The 23734-nt window shown below is 67.5% G+C and carries 22 protein-coding genes and 2 pseudogenes; 10 read left to right on the top strand and 14 right to left on the bottom strand.

The window, feature by feature from the left end; genetic code table 11:
- Positions 1–27: 27 nt before the first annotated feature.
- From FM111_RS06590 to hemE, 10 genes are all read right to left on the bottom strand, one after another.
- Entirely contained in the window at positions 28–915 is an 888-nt protein-coding gene (locus FM111_RS06590; RefSeq protein WP_087140159.1) for a ParB/RepB/Spo0J family partition protein, read from the bottom strand.
- Positions 916–955: 40 nt separating this feature from the next.
- A complete protein-coding gene (locus FM111_RS06585; protein WP_087140157.1) occupies positions 956–1777 on the bottom strand; it encodes a ParA family protein in 822 nt (273 codons plus the stop codon).
- Complete coding sequence (gene rsmG / locus FM111_RS06580; RefSeq protein WP_087140155.1) at positions 1767–2387, bottom strand: 16S rRNA (guanine(527)-N(7))-methyltransferase RsmG; 621 nt, start codon at positions 2385–2387, stop codon at positions 1767–1769. Before rsmG ends, FM111_RS06585 begins: the two co-directional genes overlap by 11 nt.
- On the bottom strand, positions 2387–4300 hold the full coding sequence (gene mnmG / locus FM111_RS06575) for a tRNA uridine-5-carboxymethylaminomethyl(34) synthesis enzyme MnmG (RefSeq protein ID WP_087140154.1): 1914 nt from the start codon (positions 4298–4300) through the stop codon (positions 2387–2389). The genes rsmG and mnmG overlap by 1 nt, the downstream gene beginning before the upstream one ends.
- 63 nt (positions 4301–4363) lie before the next feature.
- Positions 4364–5677, bottom strand: a complete 1314-nt coding sequence (gene mnmE, locus FM111_RS06570; protein ID WP_087140152.1) for a tRNA uridine-5-carboxymethylaminomethyl(34) synthesis GTPase MnmE — start codon at positions 5675–5677, stop codon at positions 4364–4366.
- Positions 5678–5687: 10 nt separating this feature from the next.
- On the bottom strand, positions 5688–5927 hold the full coding sequence (locus FM111_RS06565) for a DUF6489 family protein (RefSeq protein WP_003166554.1): 240 nt from the start codon (positions 5925–5927) through the stop codon (positions 5688–5690).
- A gap of 74 nt (positions 5928–6001) precedes the next feature.
- A complete protein-coding gene (rho, locus tag FM111_RS06560; RefSeq protein WP_087140150.1) occupies positions 6002–7498 on the bottom strand; it encodes a transcription termination factor Rho in 1497 nt (498 codons plus the stop codon).
- A 251-nt stretch (positions 7499–7749) separates the two neighbouring features.
- Positions 7750–8217, bottom strand: a complete 468-nt coding sequence (locus tag FM111_RS06555; RefSeq protein ID WP_087140148.1) for a CopD family protein — start codon at positions 8215–8217, stop codon at positions 7750–7752.
- A gap of 10 nt (positions 8218–8227) precedes the next feature.
- Complete coding sequence (hemH, locus tag FM111_RS06550) at positions 8228–9307, bottom strand: ferrochelatase (protein ID WP_087140146.1); 1080 nt, start codon at positions 9305–9307, stop codon at positions 8228–8230.
- A complete protein-coding gene (gene hemE / locus FM111_RS06545) occupies positions 9304–10338 on the bottom strand; it encodes a uroporphyrinogen decarboxylase (protein ID WP_087140145.1) in 1035 nt (344 codons plus the stop codon). The genes hemH and hemE overlap by 4 nt, the downstream gene beginning before the upstream one ends.
- Positions 10339–10822: 484 nt before the next feature.
- On the opposite strand from hemE, the gene FM111_RS06540 reads away from it, so the two are divergent.
- From FM111_RS06540 to dnaQ, 6 genes and pseudogenes are all read left to right on the top strand, one after another.
- Positions 10823–11692 (top strand): pyruvate, water dikinase regulatory protein, encoded by an 870-nt coding sequence (locus FM111_RS06540; protein WP_087140143.1) that lies wholly within the window; start codon positions 10823–10825, stop codon positions 11690–11692.
- Complete coding sequence (locus FM111_RS06535) at positions 11689–12288, top strand: Maf family protein (protein ID WP_087140141.1); 600 nt, start codon at positions 11689–11691, stop codon at positions 12286–12288. Before FM111_RS06540 ends, FM111_RS06535 begins: the two co-directional genes overlap by 4 nt.
- Complete coding sequence (locus FM111_RS06530; protein ID WP_087140140.1) at positions 12285–13124, top strand: shikimate dehydrogenase family protein; 840 nt, start codon at positions 12285–12287, stop codon at positions 13122–13124. Before FM111_RS06535 ends, FM111_RS06530 begins: the two co-directional genes overlap by 4 nt.
- A pseudogene (coaE, locus tag FM111_RS16520) lies at positions 13121–13708 on the top strand (dephospho-CoA kinase); the annotation flags it as partial. The gene FM111_RS06530 and the pseudogene coaE, both read left to right, overlap by 4 nt.
- Positions 13688–14524: an aminoglycoside phosphotransferase family protein gene (locus FM111_RS16515; RefSeq protein WP_373407961.1), complete on the top strand. Its 837-nt coding sequence runs from the start codon at positions 13688–13690 to the stop codon at positions 14522–14524. The pseudogene coaE and the gene FM111_RS16515, both read left to right, overlap by 21 nt.
- Before the next feature lie 38 nt (positions 14525–14562).
- The gene (gene dnaQ, locus FM111_RS06520; RefSeq protein ID WP_087140136.1) at positions 14563–15288 is read left to right on the top strand and encodes a DNA polymerase III subunit epsilon; all 726 of its coding nucleotides are present in this window, start codon (positions 14563–14565) and stop codon (positions 15286–15288) included.
- On the opposite strand, the gene FM111_RS06515 is transcribed toward dnaQ, so the two are convergent.
- Together FM111_RS06515 and secB are read right to left on the bottom strand one after the other, a co-directional pair.
- On the bottom strand, positions 15246–15587 hold the full coding sequence (locus tag FM111_RS06515) for a putative quinol monooxygenase (RefSeq protein ID WP_087140135.1): 342 nt from the start codon (positions 15585–15587) through the stop codon (positions 15246–15248). The genes dnaQ and FM111_RS06515 overlap by 43 nt on opposite strands.
- Positions 15588–15690: 103 nt before the next feature.
- Positions 15691–16218: a protein-export chaperone SecB gene (gene secB / locus FM111_RS06510; protein ID WP_087140133.1), complete on the bottom strand. Its 528-nt coding sequence runs from the start codon at positions 16216–16218 to the stop codon at positions 15691–15693.
- 253 nt (positions 16219–16471) lie between these two features.
- Here secB and timA point away from each other — a divergent pair, with 253 nt between their 5' ends.
- Both timA and FM111_RS06500 read left to right on the top strand, forming a co-directional pair.
- Complete coding sequence (gene timA, locus FM111_RS06505) at positions 16472–17089, top strand: TIM44-related membrane protein TimA (protein ID WP_087140187.1); 618 nt, start codon at positions 16472–16474, stop codon at positions 17087–17089.
- A complete protein-coding gene (locus FM111_RS06500; protein ID WP_087140132.1) occupies positions 17089–18228 on the top strand; it encodes an MltA domain-containing protein in 1140 nt (379 codons plus the stop codon). Before timA ends, FM111_RS06500 begins: the two co-directional genes overlap by 1 nt.
- Before the next feature lie 16 nt (positions 18229–18244).
- Here the strand turns inward: FM111_RS06500 and FM111_RS06495 are convergent, their stop codons facing one another.
- A complete protein-coding gene (locus FM111_RS06495; protein WP_087140130.1) occupies positions 18245–18604 on the bottom strand; it encodes a DUF3060 domain-containing protein in 360 nt (119 codons plus the stop codon).
- Positions 18605–18768: 164 nt separating this feature from the next.
- Here FM111_RS06495 and FM111_RS06490 point away from each other — a divergent pair.
- Positions 18769–20498: pseudogene (locus FM111_RS06490) on the top strand (amidohydrolase).
- 4 nt (positions 20499–20502) lie between these two features.
- Here the strand turns inward: FM111_RS06490 and FM111_RS06485 are convergent.
- A complete protein-coding gene (locus FM111_RS06485; protein WP_087140128.1) occupies positions 20503–22017 on the bottom strand; it encodes a helicase HerA-like domain-containing protein in 1515 nt (504 codons plus the stop codon).
- A gap of 116 nt (positions 22018–22133) precedes the next feature.
- On the opposite strand from FM111_RS06485, the gene FM111_RS06480 reads away from it, so the two are divergent.
- Positions 22134–23303: an AI-2E family transporter gene (locus FM111_RS06480; protein WP_087140127.1), complete on the top strand. Its 1170-nt coding sequence runs from the start codon at positions 22134–22136 to the stop codon at positions 23301–23303.
- Positions 23304–23734 lie beyond the last annotated feature (431 nt).

The raw sequence follows: 23734 nt of genomic DNA, 5'->3' as shown, positions 1-23734 counted from the left end.
CTAACATGGATAGCGCCGAAAAGAGCCTCAGCCGCGCATCAGGCGTCGGCACAGGTCGTCGAGCTGTTCCAGGGTGCCGTATTTGACGGTGATCTCGCCCTTGCCGCCCTTGTCGGCCAGAGAGACCTTGAGACCCAGGGCGTCGGACAGATCCTGTTCCAGGGCGGCGATGTCGGCCGCGCCTTCCCCGCTCAGGACCGGCCTAGCCTTGGGCGTTTTCGGCCCTTCCGCCGCGCGACGCGCCAGGGCCTCGGTCTGGCGAACGTTCAGCCCCTTGGCGATGACCTCGGCCGCGAGCGCCTCAGCATTCGGCGCCGTGATCAGGGCGCGGGCGTGGCCCGCCGACAGATCGCCCCGCACCACATGTTCGCGCACCGCCTCAGGCAGTTGCAGCAGGCGCAGGGTGTTGGCGACATGGCTGCGGCTCTTGCCCACCACGCCCGCCAGGGCGTCCTGGGTGCGGCCGAAGCGCTCCATCAGCACCGCATAAGCGTTGGCCTCTTCCATCGGGTTCAGGTCGGCGCGCTGGACGTTCTCGATGACGCCGACTTCCAGCACCTCGATGTCGTCCATCTCACGCACGACGATCGGCACCTGCGTCAGACGCGCGGCCTGAGCGGCGCGCCAACGACGCTCGCCGGCGATGATCTGCCACACGCCCTGCTCGCCCGGCTGGGAGCGGACCAGGATGGGCTGAAGCACGCCCTTGTCACGGATAGAGGCCGTCAGTTCGTCCAGATCCGTCTTGGTGAAGATCTTGCGCGGCTGGTCCGGGTTGGGTTTCAGCGCCTCGATCGGCGCCCGATGCACGCCGGCCGGCGCCGGGCCGGTCACGTCAACGGCGACGGGCTCCTGCGCGTTTTCACCCATGAGCGCCGAGAGACCCCGGCCCAGACCACGCTGACGTTCGGACAAGATATCGATTCCGTTATTGTTTATCGGAGCTGACCGCCGATCAGGCGGCCAGGGCCTGACGACGCTGGCGCTCGCGCGCCACCAATTCACGGGCCAGCTTCAGATAGGCCTGGCTACCCGCACACTTCAGATCATAGATGAGCGCCGGCTTGCCGAAGGACGGCGCCTCGGACACCCGCACGTTACGAGGAATGACACTGTCATAGACCTTGTCGCCGAAATGGGCGCGCACATCGGCCGCCACCTGGCCCGACAGGGCGTTGCGACGGTCGTACATGGTCAGCACCAGGCCCTGGATTTCCAGCGCCGGGTTCAGGCTCTGGCGCACCATGTCGATGGTCCGCATCAACTGCGTCAGACCTTCCAGGGCGAAGAACTCGCACTGAAGCGGCACCAGAACAGCGTCCGCCGCCGCCATGGCGTTCAGCGTCAGCAGGTTCAGCGAGGGCGGGCAATCGATCAGCACATAGTCATACCGGGAATGGCCGTTGCCCCCCTGTTTCGCCAGGGCGTCGCGCAGACGATAGGAACGACGATCCGCCTGGCTCAGCTCGATCTCGACGCCCGACATGTCGGCGTCGGCCGCGACGATGAACAGGCCCGGCACGGCGGTTTCAATGGCGGCCTCGTCCACCGGACGGCCGTCGACGATGACGTCGTAGATCGTCACGCGGCGTGTTTCACGTGGAACACCCAGCCCGGTGGAAGCATTCCCCTGCGGGTCCATGTCGACGATCAGCACCTTCTCGCCGATGGCCGCCAGGGCCGTGCCCAGGTTGATGGCGGTCGTGGTCTTGCCCACCCCGCCCTTCTGGTTAGAGACCGCCAAAACGCGGGGTTGCTTTACGGACTCAACGGACACGACGAAGACCCCCCAGTGAAACGATGCGGCCGCGCGGATCGCTGCGCGAGACCGTAAGCTCAGCTTCAAACTGCCAGACCCGACGGGCCTCTTTCAACTCAGCCTCGGCCTTCTCTCCCTTGAGGAACAGGCCTTTTGCACCGCGTTGGAAGTAGGGCTGTGCATAACCCAGCAGCTTCTCCATCGCCGCAACAGCGCGCGCGGTCACCACATCCACCTTGATCGCCTGCTCTTCCGCCCTGCCGTAGACCACGGTCGCAGGCAGTTCCAGCGCATCCACGATGGTTTGCAGAAAGCGGCACCGTTTGCCCAGGCTGTCGACCAGCCAGACATGTGCTCCCGGCCGTCCCTTCAGCAGGATGGCCAGCACCACGCCAGGGAAGCCCGCCCCTGCCCCCAGATCAGCCCAGGTCTTGGCTTCCGGCGCCAGACTCAGCAGCTGAGCGCTGTCCCAGGCGTGGCGGTTCCAGAAGTCGGGAATGGAATCCGGCCCCACCAGATTCATCACCTCATTGGCCTCGCTCAGCATACCGAGGAAGGTCTGCAGGTCTGCGATGTTGGCGTCGCTGGCGCCCGTCTGAGCGCGGAAGGTCTGGATGGCGTCGGACATCAGGCGACGACCGCCGCCAGATCGGCCTCTGCGTCCTTGACCCTCTTCACATGGGCCAGAAGCGCCGTCAGGGCGCCTGGCGTCATGCCTTCAATGCGGCCAGCCTGCCCCAGCGTCAGCGGCCGGATCATAGCCAGCTTCTCACGCACCTCGTTCGACAGGGCGCCGATGGCGGCGTAGTCGAGGTCGGCCGGCAGCGACAGCCCTTCTTCCCGCCTTAAGGCTTCCGCGTCCTGGGTCTGGCGATCCAGATAGCTGGCGTACACCGCATCGATCTCGACCTGATCCCGCACCGCAGACGACCAGTCCCCGATTTCAGGTCGAACAGCGACAAACTGATCCAGCGTCACATTCGGGAAGGCGAGAAGATCACGGATCGAACGCCGCTGGCCATCCGCGTTGACGGTGATGCCCAGAGCCCCCGCCTCCTTGGGCGTGAACTGCGTTTCACGTGAAACACGGTTCGCCCGGTCTAACTGGTCAGCCTTATCCAGCCATACTCGCGCGCGCTCCGAACCGACGATCCCCGCCTCAATGCCGATCGGCGTCAGGCGTTGATCGGCGTTATCCGCACGCAGCGTCAGCCGATACTCAGCCCGGCTTGTGAACATGCGATAGGGTTCGGTGACGCCGCGCGTCACCAGATCGTCGATCATGACGCCGATATAGGCCTGATCTCGGCCGAGGATCAGCGGATCAGAACCGGCGGCGGCGCGGGCGGCGTTCAGGCCTGCGATCAGGCCTTGCGCCCCCGCCTCCTCATAGCCGGTCGTGCCGTTGATCTGACCCGCAAGGTAGAGACCCGGACGTTTCTTGACTTCCAGCGCCGGCGTCAGTTCGCGCGGATCGACATAGTCGTATTCGATGGCGTAGCCGAAACGGAAGACCTCGACCTGCTCCAGGCCCGGCATCGTATGGAGGAAGGCCAACTGGGTCGTGTCCGACACCGAGGTCGAGATGCCGTTCGGATAGACGGTCGGATCATCCAGGCCTTCCGGCTCCAGGAAGACCTGGTGACTGGTCTTGTCCGCGAACCGGACCACCTTGTCCTCGATCGACGGACAGTAGCGCGGCCCGCGGCCCGACAGACGCCCGCCGTAGACAGCGCTTTCGCCGAGGTTGTCGGCGATGATGCGGTGCGTCTCTTCCGTCGTGTGGGTAACGCCGCAGGCGATCTGCGGCACCTCGATACGATCCGTCAGGAAGCTGAAGGGTACGGGCTGATCGTCCGCCGCCTGCATCTCCAGCCGGTTCCAGGCGATGGTGCGACCGTCCAGGCGCGCAGGCGTGCCCGTCTTCAGACGGCCCATCATCAGATCAGCGGAATGCAGGTCGCCGGCCAGACCAGTCGACGGATCCTCGCCATAACGTCCGGCCGGAATACGCAGGTCGCCGCGATGGATCACGCCGTTGAGGAAGGTGCCCGTCGTCAACACGACCGCGCCCGCACGGATCATCTCCCCTGCCCCGGTCTTGACGCCCGTGACCCGGTCGCCATTCAGGATCAACCCCTCGGCCGTGCCCGCCATCAGCGTCAGATTCGGATAGTCCGCCAGCTCGGCCTGCATGGCCTCGCGATAGAGGCGACGGTCGATCTGGCTGCGAGGCCCGCGCACGGCGGCGCCTTTCGAGCGGTTCAACAGGCGGAACTGGATGCCCGACACATCGGCCAGGCGGCCCATGACGCCGTCCAGGGCGTCGATCTCGCGCACCAGGTGGCCCTTGCCCAAGCCGCCGATGGCCGGGTTGCAGCTCATCTCGCCGATGGTTTCCAGCTTCTGGGTCAAAAGCAGGGTGCGTGCTCCGGCGCGGGCAGCCGCCGTCGCAGCCTCGCAACCGGCGTGACCGCCACCGATGATGATGACGTCGAAGGTGTGATCGGGGGTCGAACTCATGGCGTCCACATAGTCCATTCGAGCCGGAATCGCCACCGGCTGAAGAACCGTTGTTTCACGTGAAACAGGCGAAAGCCGGGCCTATTTACCGATGCAGAAAGAGGAGAAGACCTCGCCCAGAATATCCTCGACGCCGATGGCGCCGGTGACGCGGGCCAGGGCGTCAGCCGCACGACGCAGGTCGTCCCCCGCCATCTCAGGCGCAATGTCCAGCGCCCGGCGCCCGGCTTCAACATCCGCCAGGGCCTCCGCTAGGCGGCGACGATGCCGCTCACGCGTCACGGCAGGGAAGTCGGCGCCGGACAGATCTCTGGCCAGACGCGCCGCGATCCAATCGTGCAGTTCAGCCAGCCCCTGCCCCGTCATCGTGCTGACCGTCAGGGCTTCCACACTCGCCGTCGGCGTCACGGCGCCCAGATCCGCCTTATTCAGAACCTGAAGATCGGACGGACCCACAAAGGCAGCGGCCGGGTCTTCGACGTCCTGTGAAGACGGCGAGCGAACCCAGAGGCGAAGGTCGGCGCCCTCGGCGCGCAGTCGGGCGCGGCGGATGCCCTCGGCCTCGACCAGATCATCGCTCTCACGCAGACCCGCCGTGTCCGACAGGGTCACGGCGTAACCGCCGATCATGATGTCGGCGTCCAGAACATCGCGCGTCGTTCCAGCGATGGGAGTGACGATGGCCGCCTCACGCGCCACCAGGGCGTTGAACAAGGACGACTTGCCCGCATTGGTCTCGCCGATCAGGACGATGCGATAACCCTCGCGCACCCGCCGGCCCCGGTCGGAATCCGCCAAGGCCGCGCGCAGGTCAGCGGCGAGTTGGTCCAGAACCGGGCCAGCCGTGCGCGCCAGATTGTCAGGTACTTCCTCGTCGGGGAAATCGATCTCGGCCTCGACCAGAGACAGGGCCTTGAGCAGGTCGCGCCGAAACCCGGCGTAGGCCGCCGACAGGGCGCCGTCCAGTTGGCCGAGAGCCTGGCTCTTCTGCGCCTCGGTCTCAGCATCGATCAGGTCGGCGACGGCCTCGGCCTGAGCCAAGTCCATGCGCCCATTCTGGAAGGCGCGACGGGTGAACTCGCCCGGCTCTGCCGGACGCAGGCCCAGGGCGATCAGGGAGGTGCTGGCCGCCTCGACCACGGCGCGCCCGCCATGCAGGTGAAGTTCGGCGGAGTCTTCGCCGGTATAAGAGCGCGGCGCCACAAAGCGCAGAACCAGCGCTTCATCGATCAGACGGCCCTCATGACGCAGAGTGCGGACGGAGGCCAGTCGCGGAGTCAGCCCCCTTGCGCCCAAGGCGGTCAAGGCCGTCTCAGTTATCGGGCCTGACAGGCGCAGTACGGCGATGGCCCCGCGCCCCGGCGGCGTGGCGAGGGCGAAGATAGTGTCAGTCACGTCGTCCGCTTCACGGCTTGGCCGCGCCCGTTACGGCGGCTTCCATCAGGCGGCGGAACTGGTCCTGCGCCTGGACGCCGAAGCTGGTCCAGGTCTTCATGAGCTCGTCCGGCTGCATGGCCGCCATGTTGGCGTCCATGCGCTTCTGCATTTCAGCGACCAGATGGTCGTTAAGCGGCGTCACGTCCGGCAGGCCCAGAAAGGCGCGAGCCTCGGCCGGGGTGCAGTCGATCTCGATGTTCAGCTTCATAACGCCCTCACTTGTTTCACGTGAAACACGCCCTCAAGCAGCCGCCCGCTGTGCGGGCGGCGCTAGGGCAGGAATTATGTATTCATCGACTGGAAGAAGTCGCCGTTGTTCTTGGACTGGCGCAGCTTGTCGAGCAGGAACTCGATCGCGTCCTGCGGGCCCATCGGGTTGAGGATGCGGCGCAGGACATAGGTCTTGGCCAGCTGATCCTTCGGCGTGATGAGATCTTCCTTGCGGGTGCCGGACTTGAGCACGTCGATGGCCGGGAAGATGCGCTTGTCGGCGACCTTGCGGTCCAGGACGATTTCCGAGTTACCCGTGCCCTTGAACTCTTCGAAGATCACCTCGTCCATGCGGCTGCCGGTGTCGATCAGGGCGGTGGCGATGATGGTCAGCGAACCGCCCTGCTCCACATTACGCGCGGCGCCGAAGAAGCGCTTGGGCCGTTGCAGAGCGTTGGCGTCGACGCCGCCGGTCAGCACCTTGCCCGACGACGGGACGGTGGCGTTGTAGGCACGGCCCAGACGGGTGATGGAGTCCAGCAGGATCACCACGTCCTTTTTGTGCTCGACCAGACGCTTGGCCTTTTCGATCACCATTTCGGCGACGGCGACGTGGCGCGTCGCGGGTTCGTCGAAGGTCGAGGCGACGACCTCGCCCTTCACCGTGCGCTGCATGTCGGTGACTTCTTCCGGGCGTTCGTCGATCAGCAGGACGATCAGGAAGACTTCCGGGTGGTTGCGCTCGATCGACTTGGCGATGTTCTGCAGCATCACCGTCTTACCGACGCGCGGCGGGGCGACGATCAGGCAGCGCTGGCCCTTGCCGAGCGGGGCGACGATGTCGATGACCCGGCCCGAGCGGTCCTTCAGCGTCGGGTCCTGGATTTCCATGTGCAGGCGCTCTTCGGGATAGAGCGGCGTCAGGTTGTCGAACAGGACCTTGGTCTTGACCATCTCCGGATCTTCGAAGTTGATCGTGTCGACCTTCAGCAGGGCGAAGTAGCGCTCGCCCTCGCGCGGACCGCGCACGGCGCCATGCACTGTGTCGCCCGAGCGCAGGCCGAAGCGGCGGATCTGCGACGGCGAGACATAGACGTCGTCCGGACCCGGCAGGTAGTTGGCGTCAGGGCTACGCAGGAAGCCGAAGCCGTCCGGCAGGATCTCCAGCACGCCCGAGGCGATGATCTCGACCTCTTCGTCGGCCAGGGTCTTCAGGATGGCGAACAGCAGGTCCTGCTTGCGCAGGTTGCCGGCGTTCTCGATGTCCAGACCCTCGGCGAAGGCGACCAGGTCTTCCGGCGTCTTCTCGTTCAGTTCCTGGAGGGTGATGCGGCCATTGGGAACGATGGGCTCGCCGTCGTCGTCCTCATCATCCTCAGCCGTGGTGTCGACGCCGTGGTCGTCGTGCTCAGCGACAACCGGGGCGACAGCCTCTTCTGGCTGAGCCTCCTCGACCGGAGCCGCAGCGCGGCTTCCACCCAGGCTCAGAGTGCGGCGCGGACGCTCAGCAGGAGTTTCTCCTGCATTTTCAGCGACTTCAGTTTCCGGAGTGTCAGGCGTATCGGTCATGATGGCGTGCTCGTTCGCGCGCCCAGACGCCGCAGGGCGCCCAGGAGCAGAAGGTCGTCGATGGCTTCAGCCGCAAGGGCTGGGAGGGAGGGCGACGGTCTCCCGCAGGCTCAAACCGGCAGGCGTCGCAAAAAGAGAGGGACCGCACTGCACGGACCGGCCGCACGGTTCACCGCAGCGGAACCACGAAAGGCCGGTGCCGGTCAAGAGCCCTCAAGCAGCGAGCGACCGTGTCGCTCGCGTTAGGGCGCTTAGAAACTCCACTCCATCGTCACCGACAGCACCATGATGATGGCCAGGACGAAGGGAATTTCATTGGTCATGCGCCAGAAACGGCCCGAATATTTGGACGTTCCCGCCGCGATCTTTTTGCGCTGTCCCGCCAGGAAGCCGTGCCAGCCCGCCAGCAGGAAGACGCCGATCAGTTTGGTCATCATCCACGGCTGGTGGGCGAAGGACCAGTCGGCGCCGTCGCCGCTGCGCAGCCACAGCAGCCAGCTGCCGAAGATGAAGGCCAGGATCATCGCCGGGTTGATGATGATGCGCAGCAGCCGCGTCTGCCAGACGCGCAGCAGCGTCTGCATCTCGCCGCGCAGGGGTTCAGACTTGGCGTTCTGCTCGGCGTCATAGGCGAACAGCCGCGGCAGAAAGAGCATGCCGGCCATCCAAGCGATCACCGCCAGAATGTGAAGCCCGCGGGCCAGATTGTAATAGTCCATGTCGATCCCCTCAGGCCGCCCTGGAGGCCTTTGAACAGCCAGACGGGCAGGCTTTCAAGTGGGCGCATGGTCCCCCCTCAGAAGCGCCCTGCGGCGCCACGCCGGGCGTTTCCAGCGCCCGCTCGACCGCATCGGCCAGGGCGGTGATGAAAACCGGGTCGGCGCTGACCGTCGGCGCTCGAAGATAAGGCGCGCAACCGACTTTATGAGCCAGCTCGCCGTATTCCATGTCCAGTTCGACCAGGGTCTCGATATGCTCGGAGACGAAGGCGATCGGCACGACGACGGCGCCCACGCCGTCGCGAGCGGCCTGTTCGATGGCGTCAGGCGTGGCTGGGCCCAGCCATTTCAACGGGCCGACCCGGCTCTGGTAGCAGATAGCCCAGTCGGTCAGGCCCATGTGCTCGACCACGGCGGCCACGGTCGCCTCGACCTGAGCCTGATAAGGATCGCCGGCGGCGACCAGCTTTTCCGGAATGCCATGAGCCGAGAACAGCACGCGCACCGGCCTGCCTTCGGCCTTGTCCAGCGTTTGCCGGATCAGGCGAGCCTGCGCTTCGATCAGCCCCTCGGCGTCCGGATAGCAGCAGACGACGTGCGTTTCGCCCGGTCCGTCGTAGCACTCGGTCCACTTCTTCAGCGACGAGGCCGTCGTGGTGGTCGAGAACTGCGGATAGAGGGGCAGAAGAACGATCTTGTCCGGCTGGAAGGCCTTGACCGCCGCCGCCGTCTCCTCCGTCAGCGGATGCCAGTAGCGCATGGCGATGAAGACGCGGCTGTCGTCGCCGGGTGCGGCGTCGGCCAGGGCGCGCGACAGGGCCTCGGCCTGCTTCTGCGTCTCGGGCAGCAGGGGCGATCCGCCGCCCATCAGGGCGTAGTTGGCCTGGGCCGAGGTCTCGCGACGACTGGAGATCAGTTTCGCCAGCGGCGTGCGGAACATCCCCGGCAGGCCGATGATGGCCGGGTCGTTGAACAGATTGAACAGGAAGGGTTTGACCGCTTCCGGGCGATCAGGACCGCCCAGATTGGTCAGGACGACCGCCACGCGCCGGTTGGGTCGTCCCTCTAGGGTTGTGGCGGTCCGGGTCATTGGGCGCCGATCCGCTTCAGCACCTGCTCGACATGAGCGATCGGCACGTCCGGCAGGATGCCATGGCCCAGGTTGAAGATCCACGGGCCCTGGCCCCAGGCTTCCATCAGCTGATCGACACGACGATCCAGGGCGTCCCCGCCCGCACGCAATAGCAAGGGGTCCAGCGCGCCCTGAATGGGCTTGATGGCCTGGACGCGCTTGCCGACTTCCAGCGGACAGGCGGTGTCCAGCGCCACGCCCTGCACGTCGCATTCACGGGCATAGCGTTCAGCCAGGGCCGCCGAGCCCCTCGGGAAGCCGATCAGCGGCACGGTGACGCCCAGTTCGCGGGCGCGGGCCACCAGCTTCTGATGCGGCTTCAGCACCAGCGTCTCGAACAGATCATCGGGCAGGCCCTCGGCCCAGCTCTCGAAGATCTTCAGCACCTGGGCGCCGGCGTCCTGCTGCATCTTCAGATAGTGGGCGGTGGACTCCACCAGCACGTCCAGAAGACCCGCCACCAGCTCGGGGTTCGTGTAGGCATAGGTGCGGGCGGTTGCGCGCTCGCCCTTGCCGATGGTGCGGGCTTCACCGTCCAGCATATAGGTCGCGACCGTCCACGGCGCCCCTGCAAAGCCGATCAGAGCGCGTTCAGGCTCCAGTTCCGCACGCACGAGGGTCAACGTCTGGCCCACGGCCTTGAGGGCTTCTCCAGCCTGCTGAGCCTTGTCGGCCATCGACTGCACTGACGGCAGGGCGCCCAGGCGCGGCCCTTCCCCCGCCTCGAACCACACCTTCTGGCCCAGGGCGCCGGGGATCAGCAGGATATCGGCGAAAACGATGGCGGCGTCGAAGCCGAACCGACGCATCGGCTGCAGGGTCGCTTCCGCCGCCATTTCGGGGTTCAGGCAGAAGGCGATGAAGTCCGGCGCCTTGGCTCGCAGCTCGCGGTATTCCGGCAGGTAGCGCCCGGCTTGACGCATGAACCACACGGGCGGGCGGGAAAGGGTTTGGCCCTGGAGAGCCTGGATCAGAAGGGGCGTGCTCATGCTTCGGGCTTTAGGATGCACACCCCCAAGCCTCAATCCCTATTCAGATTTAAGAATTGAAAGAATTGGTAGGTGGAAGCAGGGCCGTGGAGCACGGGGATAACTGCAGACAGTCCCGGTTGGACTCCTCGTTGTCCCCTGACAGAGGCGTGGAAATCCAGCCGTTTACAAGGCGGGGTGTGAGTTATGGGGATAAGCCGTGAAACACCCGTCAGACTCTGGCTTGCCTCTGGGCGCCGTTGTGGGTGAATCCGCGGGCGCCGTTGTTGGACAAAATGTCCTGCCCCCAGCATGGGATGAATCCTCGGCGCCCAGGCGGACGACTCCGGCGCCGATCGCCCCAACGGCGCCCGTGATCCCCGCTCGCGACTGACGGCTGGGCTTGCTAGAGGATTCGGCGCCCGGTCTTTCACGAACGGCGCCCCGGCTTTTCAACAGGGCGCGGGGATGATCCGACCGTCGCCCAGAAGGAGACGCCGTCCTCATGAGCCCTGCCCGCCCGATCGGCGCTTCGCGCCTGGCCACCTATTTCCACGTCCACCTGGTGTCGGACTCGACCGGCGAGACGCTGAACGCCATGGCCAAGGCTGTCGTCGCCCGCTTTGACGGCGTTATTCCCATCGAACACATCTACGCCTTGGTGCGATCGTCCAAGCAGATGGATCGGGTGCTGGAAGAGGTGGCGTCTGCCCCTGGCGTGGTGCTGCACACCCTGGTCGACCGTGAATTGCGTGAGCAACTCGAGGAAGGCTGTCGTCAGCTTCAGATGCCGCAGATCGGGGCTCTGGATCCGCTGGTCGGCGCCCTGTCGCGCTATCTGGGCGCGGACGTCTCGGCGCGGGTCGGGGCGCAGCACGCCCTGGACACGGGTTATTTCAACCGCATGGGCGCCCTCGACTACGCCATCGCCCACGACGACGGCCAGGGCACGCTGGAACAGCTGGAGCAGGCCGATGTGGTGTTGTGCGGGGTCAGCCGGACCTCCAAGACCCCGACCTGCATCTATCTGGCGCACCGGGGCATTCGCGCGGCGAACGTGCCCCTGGTCCCCGGCCAGGAGGATGGCGAGCGACTGACGGCGTTGAAGAAACCGCTGGTCGTCGGTCTGACCGTGTCGCCCGATCGCCTGGTGCAGATCCGCCGGAACCGCCTGGACGGGCTGAACGCGGGCCATGCCTCGGCCTATGTCGACCATGACGCCGTGCGCGAGGAAACCATCAAGGCGCGTCGCGCCTTCGAACGGCGCGGCTGGCCGACCATCGACGTGACCCGTCGTTCAGTCGAAGAGACGGCGGCCGCCATCATCAACCTGTTGAGCGAGCGGCGCGGCCGCAAGCTGGGAGCCCCGATGTGACGACGACCGACGGCGAACGCCTGATCCTGGCCTCCAAGAGCGCCGCGCGCCGCGCCATGCTGACTGACGCCGGCGTGCCTTTCGCCGTGCAGGTCGCCGATGTGGACGAGGACGCCCTGAAGACGCCGGGCGTCGATCCGGTCGAGCTGGCGGTTGAACTGGCGCGGGCCAAGGCGCTGGCGGTGTCGCGTCATGACACCGACGCCTGGGTGCTGGGCGCGGACCAGACCTTGTCGTTCGAAGGCGGACTGGTGTCCAAGGCGCCGACGATGCAGGCCGCGCGCGAACGCCTGAGCGCCATGCGCGGCCGTTCGCACCAACTGCATTCCGGCGCCGCCCTGGCCCGCAACGGTCAGGTGGTCTGGTCCGGCGTGGACACTGTCGAGATGAAGGTGCGCGATTTTTCCGACGCCTTCCTCGACGCCTATCTGGTGGCGGAGGGAGAGGCCTTGCTGGCCTGCGTCGGCTCCTATCGGCTTGAGGGGTTGGGCTCGCAATTGTTCGAGGCGGTCGGGGGAGACTATTTCACCGTCCTGGGCCTGCCGCTGTGGCCCGTTCTGGCCGAGCTGCGGCGCGCAGGCGTGATCGCGTCATGAGCGGGGCGCCAGTTGGCCGCATCACCGCCGCCGCCTTGCTGGGTGGAATCGTCGGCAATCCGGTCAGCCATTCGCTCAGCCCGGTGATCCACAACGCCTGGCTGGAGGCCGGCGGCGTCGACGGCGCCTACGTCGCCTTCGCGCCCAGGGACGCCGCGGGGTTCGAGGCCCTGGTCGCGGCGGGTCGCGCGGGGCTGATCGCGGGCGTCAACGTCACGGCGCCGTTCAAGGAACAGGCCTTCGCCCTGGCGGATGAGGCTGCGGCGGCGGCGCGGATGACAGGCTCGGCCAACATTCTGGTGTTCGAGGACGGCCGGGTGCGGGCGGACAGCGCCGACGGCGCGGGCGTGCTCTACGCCCTGGCCAAACAGGCGCCGGGACTGAAGTTGAAAGGCGCTAGCGTCGTCATGCTGGGCGCGGGCGGCGCGGCGCGGGCGGGCGCAGGCGCGCTGATGGAGGCGGGCGCCGCCCTGTCCATTCTCAACCGCACGCGTGAAAGGGCCGAGGCCCTGGCCGCCGACCTCGGCCCGGCGGTGACGGTCGCCCCGGACGCGAGCGTGCTGGAGGGCGCCGATCTGGTCATCAACGCCTTGAGCATCGCGCCCGATATCACGTTGGCGGCGCTGAAGCCTTCGGCCGTGGTCATGGACATGACCTACAAACCCGTGGTCACGCCTTTGCTGGCGGCGGCGCGCGGGCGGGGGCTGACGACCGTGGACGGGCTGGCCATGCTGATCGGCCAGGCGGCGCCGTCGTTCGAGGCCATCTTCCGCCGCCCGCCGCCGTCGCTGGACCTGCGCGCCATCCTGCTGAATCATCTGGGAGAGACGGCATGATCGTCTTGGGCCTGACCGGCTCGATCGGCATGGGCAAGTCGACGACCGCCCGGATGTTCGCCGACGAGGGCGCCGTGGTGTGGGACGCCGACGCCGCCGTTCATCGCCTCTACGGCCCCGGCGGCGCGGCTGTCGCGCCGCTGTCGCAGGCCTTCCCCGGCGTGGTCGTGGACGGCGCGGTCGACCGCCCTCGCCTGGCCGAAGCATTGGGGCGCGACGAGGCGGCCTTCCAACGGCTGGAGGCCATCGTCCACCCCCTGGTCGCCGCCGACCGCGCCGAGGCGTTGAAGGCGGCGGCGGAAGGCGGCGCGGGTCTGATGCTCGTCGACATTCCCCTGCTGTTCGAGACGGGCGGCGACGCCTTCGTCGACGCCGTGGCGGTGGTCACGGCGGACGCCGAGGTTCAGGCCCAGCGCGTCCTGGCCCGACCCGGCATGACGCGCGAGCGGTTCGACGCCATTCAGGCGCGCCAGACGCCGGACGCCGAAAAGCGCGCCCGCGCCGACTTCCTGATCGACACAGGCCACGGCCTGGACGCCGCGCGCGACCAGGTGCGCGCCGTCGTGGCGAAGGTTCTGGAGCCGAACTGGAAGCCTGCGCCGCCTTCCGCCTGGGGCTTGGGCCGTCTGAGCCTGCTGGCCGAGGGCGTCGGCGGAACGGTCTGGCGGGCCGTCGCGGCCGACGGCCGCACGAGCGTGACCAAGCGCGTAAGCCCGCAGGCGGCGCCGGATGCGCTCCATGCTCTGGCCTGGCTGCGTTGGCGCGCCGGATCGGGCGCGATCCGGCTGCTGGGCGCTCAAGGGCCCTGGCAATGGCTTGAGGACGCCGGCGACCGCACCCTGGCCGCCGTGCTGGAGTCGGAGGGCGACGACGCCGCGACCCGCATCGCCGCTGATGTGCTGCGCGCTCTTCATGCGCCGTCGGATCGTCCGGCCGAGGGCCTTCAGAAGATGGAGGACCGCTTCGCCGCCTTGAGGCTCGAGGCCGCGAACCAGGGCGGCCTGTTTGCTGAGGCGGACGCCATGGCGGCGGGCCTGATGGCCGAGGGGGCGCCGATCCGTCCGCTGCACGGCGATCTTCATCACGACAACATCCTGCACGGGCCGCGCGGCTGGCTGGCGATCGATCCGCATGGCGTCCTGGGCGATCCGGCCTATGACGCGGCCAATCTGCTCTACAATCCGCTGGAGCGGCAGGATCTCAGGACCGATCCCGAACGGGCGCGCCGCCTGGCCGAAACCCTGGGGCCGGCGGTCGGGCGTCCTGCCCAGGCGGTCATGGCCTGGGGCTTCTGCCACGCCTGCCTCTCCGCCGCTTGGCACCTGGAGGACGAGAACCACGAAGAGGCGGAGCGCAGTCAGGCGGTCGCCCGGGCGATCCGTCGTGCGCTGGAGGGCTGAACCCTTTCGCTGAAGGCCGAACCCCGGCATTAAGGGCCATGACCCGCGAAATCGTTCTCGACACCGAAACCACCGGCTTCGATCCCAAGACGGGCGACCGGCTGATTGAAGTGGGCTGCATCGAGATCGAGGACCTGCTGCCGACGGGGCGGACCTTTCACCGCTTCATCAACCCCGAGCGTCTGATCCCGCCCGACGCCATCAAGGTGCACGGCATCACCGACGACAAGGTGAAGGACGCGCCCAAGTTTCATGAGGTCGTCGATGACCTGATGGAGTTTCTGGGCGATGCGCCGCTGATCGCGCACAACGCCAACTTCGACCGCAACTTCATCGATTTCGAGATCGGCCGCATCGGCCGCAAGCCGCCGCCGCAGGACCGCTGGATCGACACCCTGGCCCTGGCCCAGAAGCGGTTTCCGGGCATGGCCAACTCGCTGGACGCCCTGTGCAAACGCTACAAGATCAGCCTGGTCGAGCGCACCTTGCACGGCGCCCTGATCGACGCCCGTCTGCTGGCCGAGGTCTATCTGGAGCTGCGCGGCGGCAAGGAGCGAGCGCTGGACCTGACCTCGACGCGTGGCGGCGCGGCCGAGACGGCGGAGCGCGTCGCCTATGGCGCGCGGCCGCGTCCCCTGCCCGCCTTCGTCACGGCCGAGGAAGACGCCGCTCACCAAGCCTTCCTCAAGGCGACGCTCAAGGACTTCAGCCTGTGGGCGGGCTATGGCGTGACGGTCGAGACCGAGGCCGAAGAAGCCGCCTGATCGGCGTCATCCGCCGGGACGGGGTTCATCAGGATATAGGTTCCGGGCCGGATCTGATGAGCGTCGATCTGGGGGACCAGACGTCGGAAATGCTCGCTGGCGCAGTGGGCGTCGAGCGCGGCCTGGTCGAGCCATTCCTCGATAAAGATGAAATGGCCGGGCTGCTTGCGATCCTCGAACAGATCATAGGCTCGGCACAAAGGCTCCTGCCGCGTCAGCCGCACCAGTTCGGCATAGAGGGGCCGCACCGCCTCGATATGCTCGGGCTGGATGAAGTCCTCGGCGATGACCTTGAGCACTACGCTGTCCTTGGAAATGAAAAGGGGCGCCCGACCGGACGCCCCTCCTACACATGGTCGCTCAAGCAGCGAGGCGCCGCGCGCCTCGCGTTAGCGACCTAAATCAAGCCTGGCCGGTTTCCGCCGGGGCGCCGGCGATCTGCTGCTGGCGGGCGACGTAGATGGCGGCGAAGTCGATCGGATCGACCATGAAGGGCGGATAGAAGCCGCCGTCCATGGTGGCCTGGGCGATGACCTGGCGCGCGAAGGGGAAGAGGTAGCGCGGGCATTCGATCAGCAGCAGGGGCTCGATGTCCTGCGGCTGGACGCCTTGCAGGGCGAACAGGCCGCCGTAGAGCAGTTCCACGTGAAACACCGGCGACTGATCGTCGGCCGTGGCCTTGATCGACAGCTTCAGGTCCACTTCGAACAGGCCGTCGGGGCGGCCCTGGGCGTTCATCTCGACGCCCATGTCGATGGCGGGCTTGCCGTCGATGCGCAGGCTGTCCGGCGCCTTGGGGTTTTCGAACGACAGGTCGCGGACATATTGGGCCAGGATGCGGAAGCCGGGGCCCTGCGGTTGGCCGCCCTGAGGCTGGGCTTGGTCGGGCGTCTGGCCGTTGGCGTCGGCGGGCGGCGTGGCGTCGGTCATGAGTCTGAAAACCGTCTTGCAAGAATGGAGTGTCCCGCTCCCCCTGGAGGCGGGTCTGAGGGGGCGGCGGTAGCATGGCGAGACCCTGTGTCGCAACGCCGAGACCCGCGTTCGCCTCTCGCTTCGCCTTGCGCCCGCCCGGATCGACCCCTAATCACGTTGTATGAGCCGCCCTTTCGCCTTTGGGGAGAAACCCGAGGCGCTTCCCTGCCGGGAAGATGAGGCCTGACTAGTCGAGGAACCCACCGTGCCGGTGACCTTTCAGATCGTGATTTTCGCCGTCATCGCGGCGGTTCTGCTGTTCCAGCTCTATAATGTGCTGGGCAAGAAGGTCGGCCGCCAGCCGGAGGACAATCCCAAGCCCGTGCCGGTTTCCGCCGTTCCTGCCGGCGCGCCTGAGGCGCCGCGCGGCCCGGTCGTCGATCCGGCCCTGACGGCGGCGATCGCGGGGCTGAAGGCGCGCGAGCCGAACTTCGACCCGCATCGTTTCCTGGAAGGCGCGCGTCAGGCCTATGAGACCATCGTCCGCGCCTACGCCAAGGGCGACCGCGACGCCCTGCGTCCGCTGCTGACCGAGAAGGTCATGGGCTCGTTCGAGGCCGGCATCGCAGCGCGAGAAGCGCGCGGCGACGCCGAGAGCGCCGAACTGGTTCATGCCCCGCGCGCCGATCTGGAGCTGGCGACGACCGAGGGCGATCGCGCCCTGGCCAAGGTGCGCTTCCTGGCCGAGGTGCGCGGCTCGGTCACGCCGTCGGGCGGCGAGACCGTCACCGAGGAGCGCCGCACCGCCGAGATCTGGACCTTCGAGCGCCGCCTGGGCGCCTCGGACCCCAACTGGGCCTTGGCCCGGGTCGAGCCGGCGACCGCCTGATGATCGCACGGTCCGCGCCCCTCGATCAGACGGGCGCGGCCCGTCTCCTTACGGCTCCGCTTGGACGACTGGGCGGCCTGTCCGGCGTTTTGGCTCTGACGCTTCTGGCGGCGGCCTGCGCCTCGACGCCGCGCCCGGTTCCGACGCCTGATCCGGTTCCCCTGCCCCCGCCGGTGTCGCCGCCGCTTCCGCCGGTCGCCGGAGACCTCGAACTAGCCGCCCTGCCCGGCTGGGCCGAGGAAGACCACCTGGCGGCCCTGCGCGCCTACGCCGCCGGTTGCGGCCCGTCGCGCATCGCCGTCGAGACCTGCCGCGACGCGCGCGCCCTGGCCGCCCGCGCCAATCCCAGCGACGCCCGCGGCTTCCTGGAAAGCCGCTTCACTGCCGCCGAGGTCCGCACGGATGATGGCGGGCGCGGCCTGCTGACCGCCTATTTCGCACCCGAATATCCGGCTCGCCGCGTCCCGGACGCCGAGTTCGACGCCCCGGTTCTCAGCCGTCCGGCCAATCTGTCCAGCGTAGGCGATCGCGCGGCCATCGAGGCGGGCTCGGCCCAGTCTTCGGCCCTGGCCTGGATGAAGGCGGAGGATCTGTTCTTCCTGCAGATTCAGGGCTCGGGAACCTTGACCTTCCCCGACGGCGCCCGCTTGCGCGCCGCCTACGCCGCCGACAACGGGGCCAAGTTCGTCGGCATCGCCCGACCGATGACCGAGGAAGGCCTGCTGCCTCGCGACGGGACGTCGGGCGAGGCGATCCGCGCCTGGCTGGCGTCCCATCGCGGACCCGAAGCGCGTCGCGTGATGGCGCTGAACCCGCGCTACATCTTCTTCACCACTAGCGCCGACGACGGCAATGAGGCGACGGGCGCGGCAGGCGTGCCCCTGCCCGCGCGGCGTTCGGTGGCGGTCGATCCGTCGCGCTGGACCTATGGCGAGGCGGCTTGGATCGAGGCGGACGGCGGCAATCTGCGCGGCGCACGCGCCAGTTATCGCGGTCTGGTCATGACGCTGGACACCGGCTCGGCCATTCGCGGGCCGGTACGCGCCGACCTCTATATCGGCCGAGGCGACGCGGCGGGGCATGAGGCGGGCGCCGTGCGCCACCCCTTGCGGATGTGGCGGCTGATCCCGCGCGGTTAATCAGCCGCCGCCTTGATCAGTCGCGAACGCGCGTGACGGTATTGTCGAAGCCGTCGAGGATCTGACGCGGCTGGCCGGAGGACCGCCAGCGCACGACCTGACCCGTGCCCGAGACTTCCAGAACCGCATCGGGCGTCAGGGTGATGGAGACCTTGTTGTCCACGCCCGCCAGTTCCAGCCCCGCACATACGCCGGTCAGGGTGATGTCGTGGTTGGTCCCCTGGATTTCGACGCGGCGGCCCTGGCACGGAATGGTCCGCTTGTGCCCCTCGCCGGCGATTTCGATCAGGTTCGGACCCAGATCGACGCTGCCGACCTGAACAGGCAGGGGGGCGAGGGCCATGAGAGCGAGAGAGGCGAAAGGCGTGAACAACATGGGGGAGGTCCTGTATGGCCCAGCTTGAGACCGTCATGAATGTCCCGCTGCAGGCTTTGGTTCCTGGTCCCAGGCCGGTTCACAGACCGCCGGATTCCTGACGGCGGAACCGGCCGCCGCGAAGGCGGGTTCAAGCCTTGCCGTTCAAACAGGGAGAAGCGGTTATGCCGATGGGGGCCTGGAGCTATCTGGACCGGCGGCTGTTTATGGCCGGCGCCGCCGCCAGCGGTCTGATGTCGGGGGGCGCTGCCCAGGCTCGCGCGACTGCGACGACGATTTTTCACGGCGGCCCGATCCGCACCATGGACGATGCGCAACCGTCGGCCGAGGCCGTGGCGGTGCGCGGAGAGACGATCCTGGCGGTCGGCGCCCTGGATGCGGTGCGGGCGGCGGCGGGGCGAGGCGCGCGTCTGGTGAATCTTGACGGACGGACCCTGTTGCCGGGCTTTTTCGACCCGCACGGCCACGTCTCCATGGTCGGGCTGCAGGCGCGTTACGCCAACCTCCTGCCCGCGCCGGACGGCGAAGGGAACGACATCGCCGCTCTGCAGCGGATCACGCGCGACTGGATGAACCGACACGAGGCGTTGGTGCGCGACACCGGCCTGATCATCGGCTTCGGCTATGACGACTCCCAGTTGAAGGAGCGACGCCACCCCACGCGGGACGAGCTGGACGCCATATCGGACGCCGTGCCGGTGCTGTTCCTGCATCAGTCGAGCCATCTGGGCGCGGCCAACGGCGCGGCCCTGGCTGCGGCGGGGATCGGGGCGGATACGGCCGATCCGGACGGCGGGGTGATCCGACGCAAGGCGGGCTCGCGCGAACCCGACGGCGTGTTGGAGGAAACGGCCCTGTTCGCTGTCATGGGCGCTCTGTTCACCCGGCTGGACGCCGAGGCCAACCGCCAGATGATCGTCGAGGGCGCTCGCTACTACGCCCGGTTCGGCTACACCACGGCCCAGGACGGGCGGTCGTCCACCGACACCTGCCGCATGATCGCGGGCTTGGCTCAGGCTGGCGCCCTGCCTATCGACATCCTGTCGTTTCCCGACATCCTGACCTCGACCGACATCATGGCCACGCCTCTGTACCGGCGGACCTATGAGGGACGCTATCGCATCGGCGGGGTCAAGCTGACGCTGGACGGCTCGCCCCAAGCCAAGACGGCCTGGCTGTCCCAGCCCTACTTCGTCCCGCCCGAGGGCCAGCCCGCCTCCTGGCGCGGCTATCCTGCGGTGACGGAGCAACAGGCGCTGGACGCTGTGGACCTGGCTTTCGCCAACGACTGGCAGATCGAAGTCCACGCCAACGGCGACGCCGCCATCGACCTGATGATCGCCGCCGTGCGCGAGGCCAGCCGCAAGCACGGCGCGCGCGACCGTCGTCCGGTGCTGATCCACGGCCAAACCACGCGAGAGGACCAACTGGACGATCTGAAGGCCCTGGGGATCGTCCCCTCCTTCTTCCCCATGCACACCTTCTACTGGGGCGACTGGCACCGGGATTCCGTGCTGGGGCCGCGCCGGGCCGAGTTCATCTCGCCCTGCGGCTCGGCCTGGCGGCGCGGGATGCGTTTCACCAGCCACCATGACGCCCCGGTGGCCAATCCCGACGCCCTGCGGGTGCTGTCGGCCACGGTCACGCGGCGCACCCGCTCGGGCGACATCCTGGGGCCGGACGAGCGCGTGCCGGTCGAGGTCGCCCTGAAGGCCATGACCCTGTGGCCGCCTGGCAGCACTATGAGGACGACCGCAAAGGTTCGCTCACAGCCGGCAAGCTGGCGGACATGGTCCTTCTGGATGCGGACCCCATGACCATCGATCCCGACCGCCTGGCTGGGATCAAGGTCACGGACGTCTACAAGGACGGCCGCCCGGTCGAGCTGGGCTGAAGCCCTAGCGTTTCTTCAGGCTGCCCAGCACGCCGCGCAAAAGCTCGCGGGTGATGGTCGAACCGGCGGTGCGCAGCACGGACTTGGTCAGGGCCTCCATCGGCGTCTGGCGGCTGGAGGTCCGGGCGCGCGGGGCGGCGCGTTCTCGCGCCGGTGCAGGCGCTGACCGCGCCGCCTTCTCCGCCGCCTTGGCCTCGGCGGCCGCTGTGGCGGTTTCGGCTTCGATGCGATCCGCCTGGGCGCGGCGGGCCTTCAGAACCTCTTCGGCCGACTCGCGGTTGACTGCCGTGTCATAGACGCCGCGCACCGGGCTGGCGGCCAGGCTGGCTGCGCGCTCGGCCTCGGTCGCCGGACCCAGGCGCGAGTCCGGCGGACGGATCTTGGTCTGGGCCACCACGGTCGGCGCGCCCTTTTCATCGAGCGTCGAGACCAGGGCTTCGCCCACGCCCAGAGCCTGGATGGCCTCGGCGGTGTCGAAGGCGGGGTTGGTGCGGAAGCTCTGGGCGGCGGCGCGCAGCCCCTTCTGCTCGGCGGGGGTATAGGCGCGCAGAGCGTGCTGCACCCGGTTGCCCAGCTGAGCCAGGACGCTGTCGGGAATATCGGCCGGGTTCTGGGTGACGAAGTAGACGCCGACGCCCTTGGAGCGGATCAGGCGCACCACCTGCTCGACCTTTTCCAGCAGGCCCTTGGGTGCATCGTTGAACAGCAGGTGGGCCTCGTCGAAGAAGAAGACCAGTCGCGGCTTCTCCGGGTCGCCGATCTCGGGCAGTTGCTCGAACAGCTCGGACAGCAGCCACAGCAGGAAGGCGGCGTACAGGCGCGGGCTGTTCATCAGCCGCGTGGCGTCCAGCACGTTCACTTGCCCCCGGCCGTCGAGGGCCGTCCGCATCATGTCCTCCAGCCGCAGGGCCGGTTCGCCGAAGAAGGCCTTGCCGCCTTGCTGCTCCAGCTGAAGCAGGGAACGCTGGATGGCGGCGATGGACTGGGGCGAGACGTTGCCGACCTCGCGGCCGATGGTCTGGGCGTTCTCGCCGACATAGGCCAGCAGGGCGCGCAGGTCCTCCAGGTCCAGCAGCAACAGGCCTTCCTTGTCGGCGACGTGGAAGGCGACGGTCAGCACCCCCTCCTGCACGTCGTTCAGCTCCAGCATGCGGGCCAGCAGCACGGGGCCGACGTCGGTCACGGTGGCGCGGATCGGATGGCCCTTCTGACCGTACAGGTCCCAGAAGACGACCGGGGCCGACTTGCCGTTCAGGGTCAGGCCCATCTTGCCCGCGCGCTCGGAGAATTTTTCGACATTGCCGCCCTGGCTGATGCCGGACAGGTCGCCCTTCACATCGGCGCAGAAGACGGGGACGCCGGCTTCGGAGAAGCCCTGGGCCATGATCTGCAGGGTCACGGTCTTGCCCGTGCCGGTGGCGCCGGCGACGACGCCGTGGCGGTTGGCCCGATTCAGCAGCAACCGTTCGGGCAGGCCCTCGAAGGACTGGCCGAGAAACAGGGCGGGGGCGTCGGTCATGAAGAGGGTCTCCTGCGTGCCTTTCCATGCTTAATCGACCGCGCCGCCGCCGCAAGGCGGAACCTCGGCGGTTTACAGCGATTGACGCCGTTCCCGGCCACGACGACAGTTCAGCCATGAAGCTTCCGATCACCGTCAGTCATTCCTCCCCGGCCGCCAATGCGGTGGTCCTGATCGCCGTCGTGGCGGCGGGGGCGGCTCTCTATTGGCTCAGAGACATCCTGACGCCGCTGGCCATGGCCCTGTTCCTGATGATCATGATCGACGGGGTGAAGCGCGCCATCGAGCGGCGCACGCCGATTCCGCCGCGCTTCGCCGGGGCGGCGGCCCTGATCCTGGTCGTGCTGGGCTTCCTGGCCTCGATCTGGATCATCGTCGACGGCGCGGCGGGCTTCTTCACCGACGCCTCGGGCGTGGCGGGCAGCATCGGTCCGCGCATCGACCAGATCAGCCGCGACGTCTCGGCCCTGGTCGGGGTCAGCGATCCGCCGACCCTGCAGGACATGATCGCCGGCATCGACGTGCGCGGCTGGCTGACCAGCACGGCCTTCCAGGTGCAGGGCGCGGCCACCGGCGCCTTCTTCGTCATGATCTACCTGGGTTTCCTGCTGGCCTCGCAAGCCGGCTTTCGCAAGAAGATGGTCGGCATGTTCCCGGACCGCGGCCCGCGCCAGGAGGCGCTGGAGGTGTTCGAGCGCGTGCGCGGCGGGGTCGAGGGCTATCTGTGGGTCCAGGCCGTGACCGGGGCCATGATCTGCGCCGTGGCCTGGGTGTTGATGCGGGCGGTAGGGCTCCAGAACGCCGAGTTCTGGACCTTCGTCATCTTCATCGTCGGCTTTATTCCGGTGCTGGGCGGCGCCGTGGCGGGCTGCGCACCGCCCCTGTTCGCCCTGGTCCAGTTCGAGAGCTACTGGCCCGCCTTGATTCTGTTCGTGGGTCTGCAGACCCTGCTCTTCCTCGTCGGCAATCTGGTCCAGCCGCGGATGCAGGGCGACAATCAGAATATCGACCCCATCGTCGTCCTTCTGGCTTTGGCCTTCTGGGGCAAGCTGTGGGGCGTGGCGGGCATGTTCCTGTCGACCCCGCTGGCGGTGATGGCCATGGCCATCCTGGCCGAGTTCAAGGGCTCGCGCTGGATCGCCGTGCTGCTGTCGGGCGACGGCGAGCCCTATGCCGCCAAACATCCAAAGAAACAGGATAAGAAAACTGAGTCTTCACCCAAGAAACGGGGCGGTTCTTTCCTGTTGAATCGTATACGGGGCCGCGACGTCCCGCCGCAGGCTTAAAGCTAGAAATATTCGTCTTCTTGTCCTTGAACTGCCGCAATCGCCGCCTATTTGATCCTCACACGACGACGCGGTCCTCCCCTCCCCCTCCCGGACCGCGACGTCCCAGGCCGGCGCTTCCCCTCCCCCTCCTGAGCGCCGGACCGAGCAGGCCGTCGGACATCGTTCGACGGCCTTGTTCGTTTCTGGGCCCCATTTTCCTTCAGCCCTGACGCGCGCTTCTGTCCGATCACGGCTGAATTGGGGCTTTTATTTCTCTGTTCTGCGGCGGTGGTAGCTAAAACAGTCCACAACTGGGCCTCCCGCGCCACATGGTGCGGTGCACACTGAAATTCCCTGTCTTTCGGGGCGTTCGCGGCCTAGCCGTTCTCGCCGGGGACGCTAAGGTGCGGCTGTTTTCCCCAGCGGTTTTCCGCCGCGCCGTTCGAGAC

The sequence above is a fragment of the Brevundimonas diminuta 3F5N genome (genome assembly GCF_900163625.1).
Lineage (GTDB): Bacteria > Pseudomonadota > Alphaproteobacteria > Caulobacterales > Caulobacteraceae > Brevundimonas > Brevundimonas diminuta_A.
Note: the sequence above shows the minus strand (reverse complement) of the source record. Positions and strands in the feature narration are given on the sequence as shown.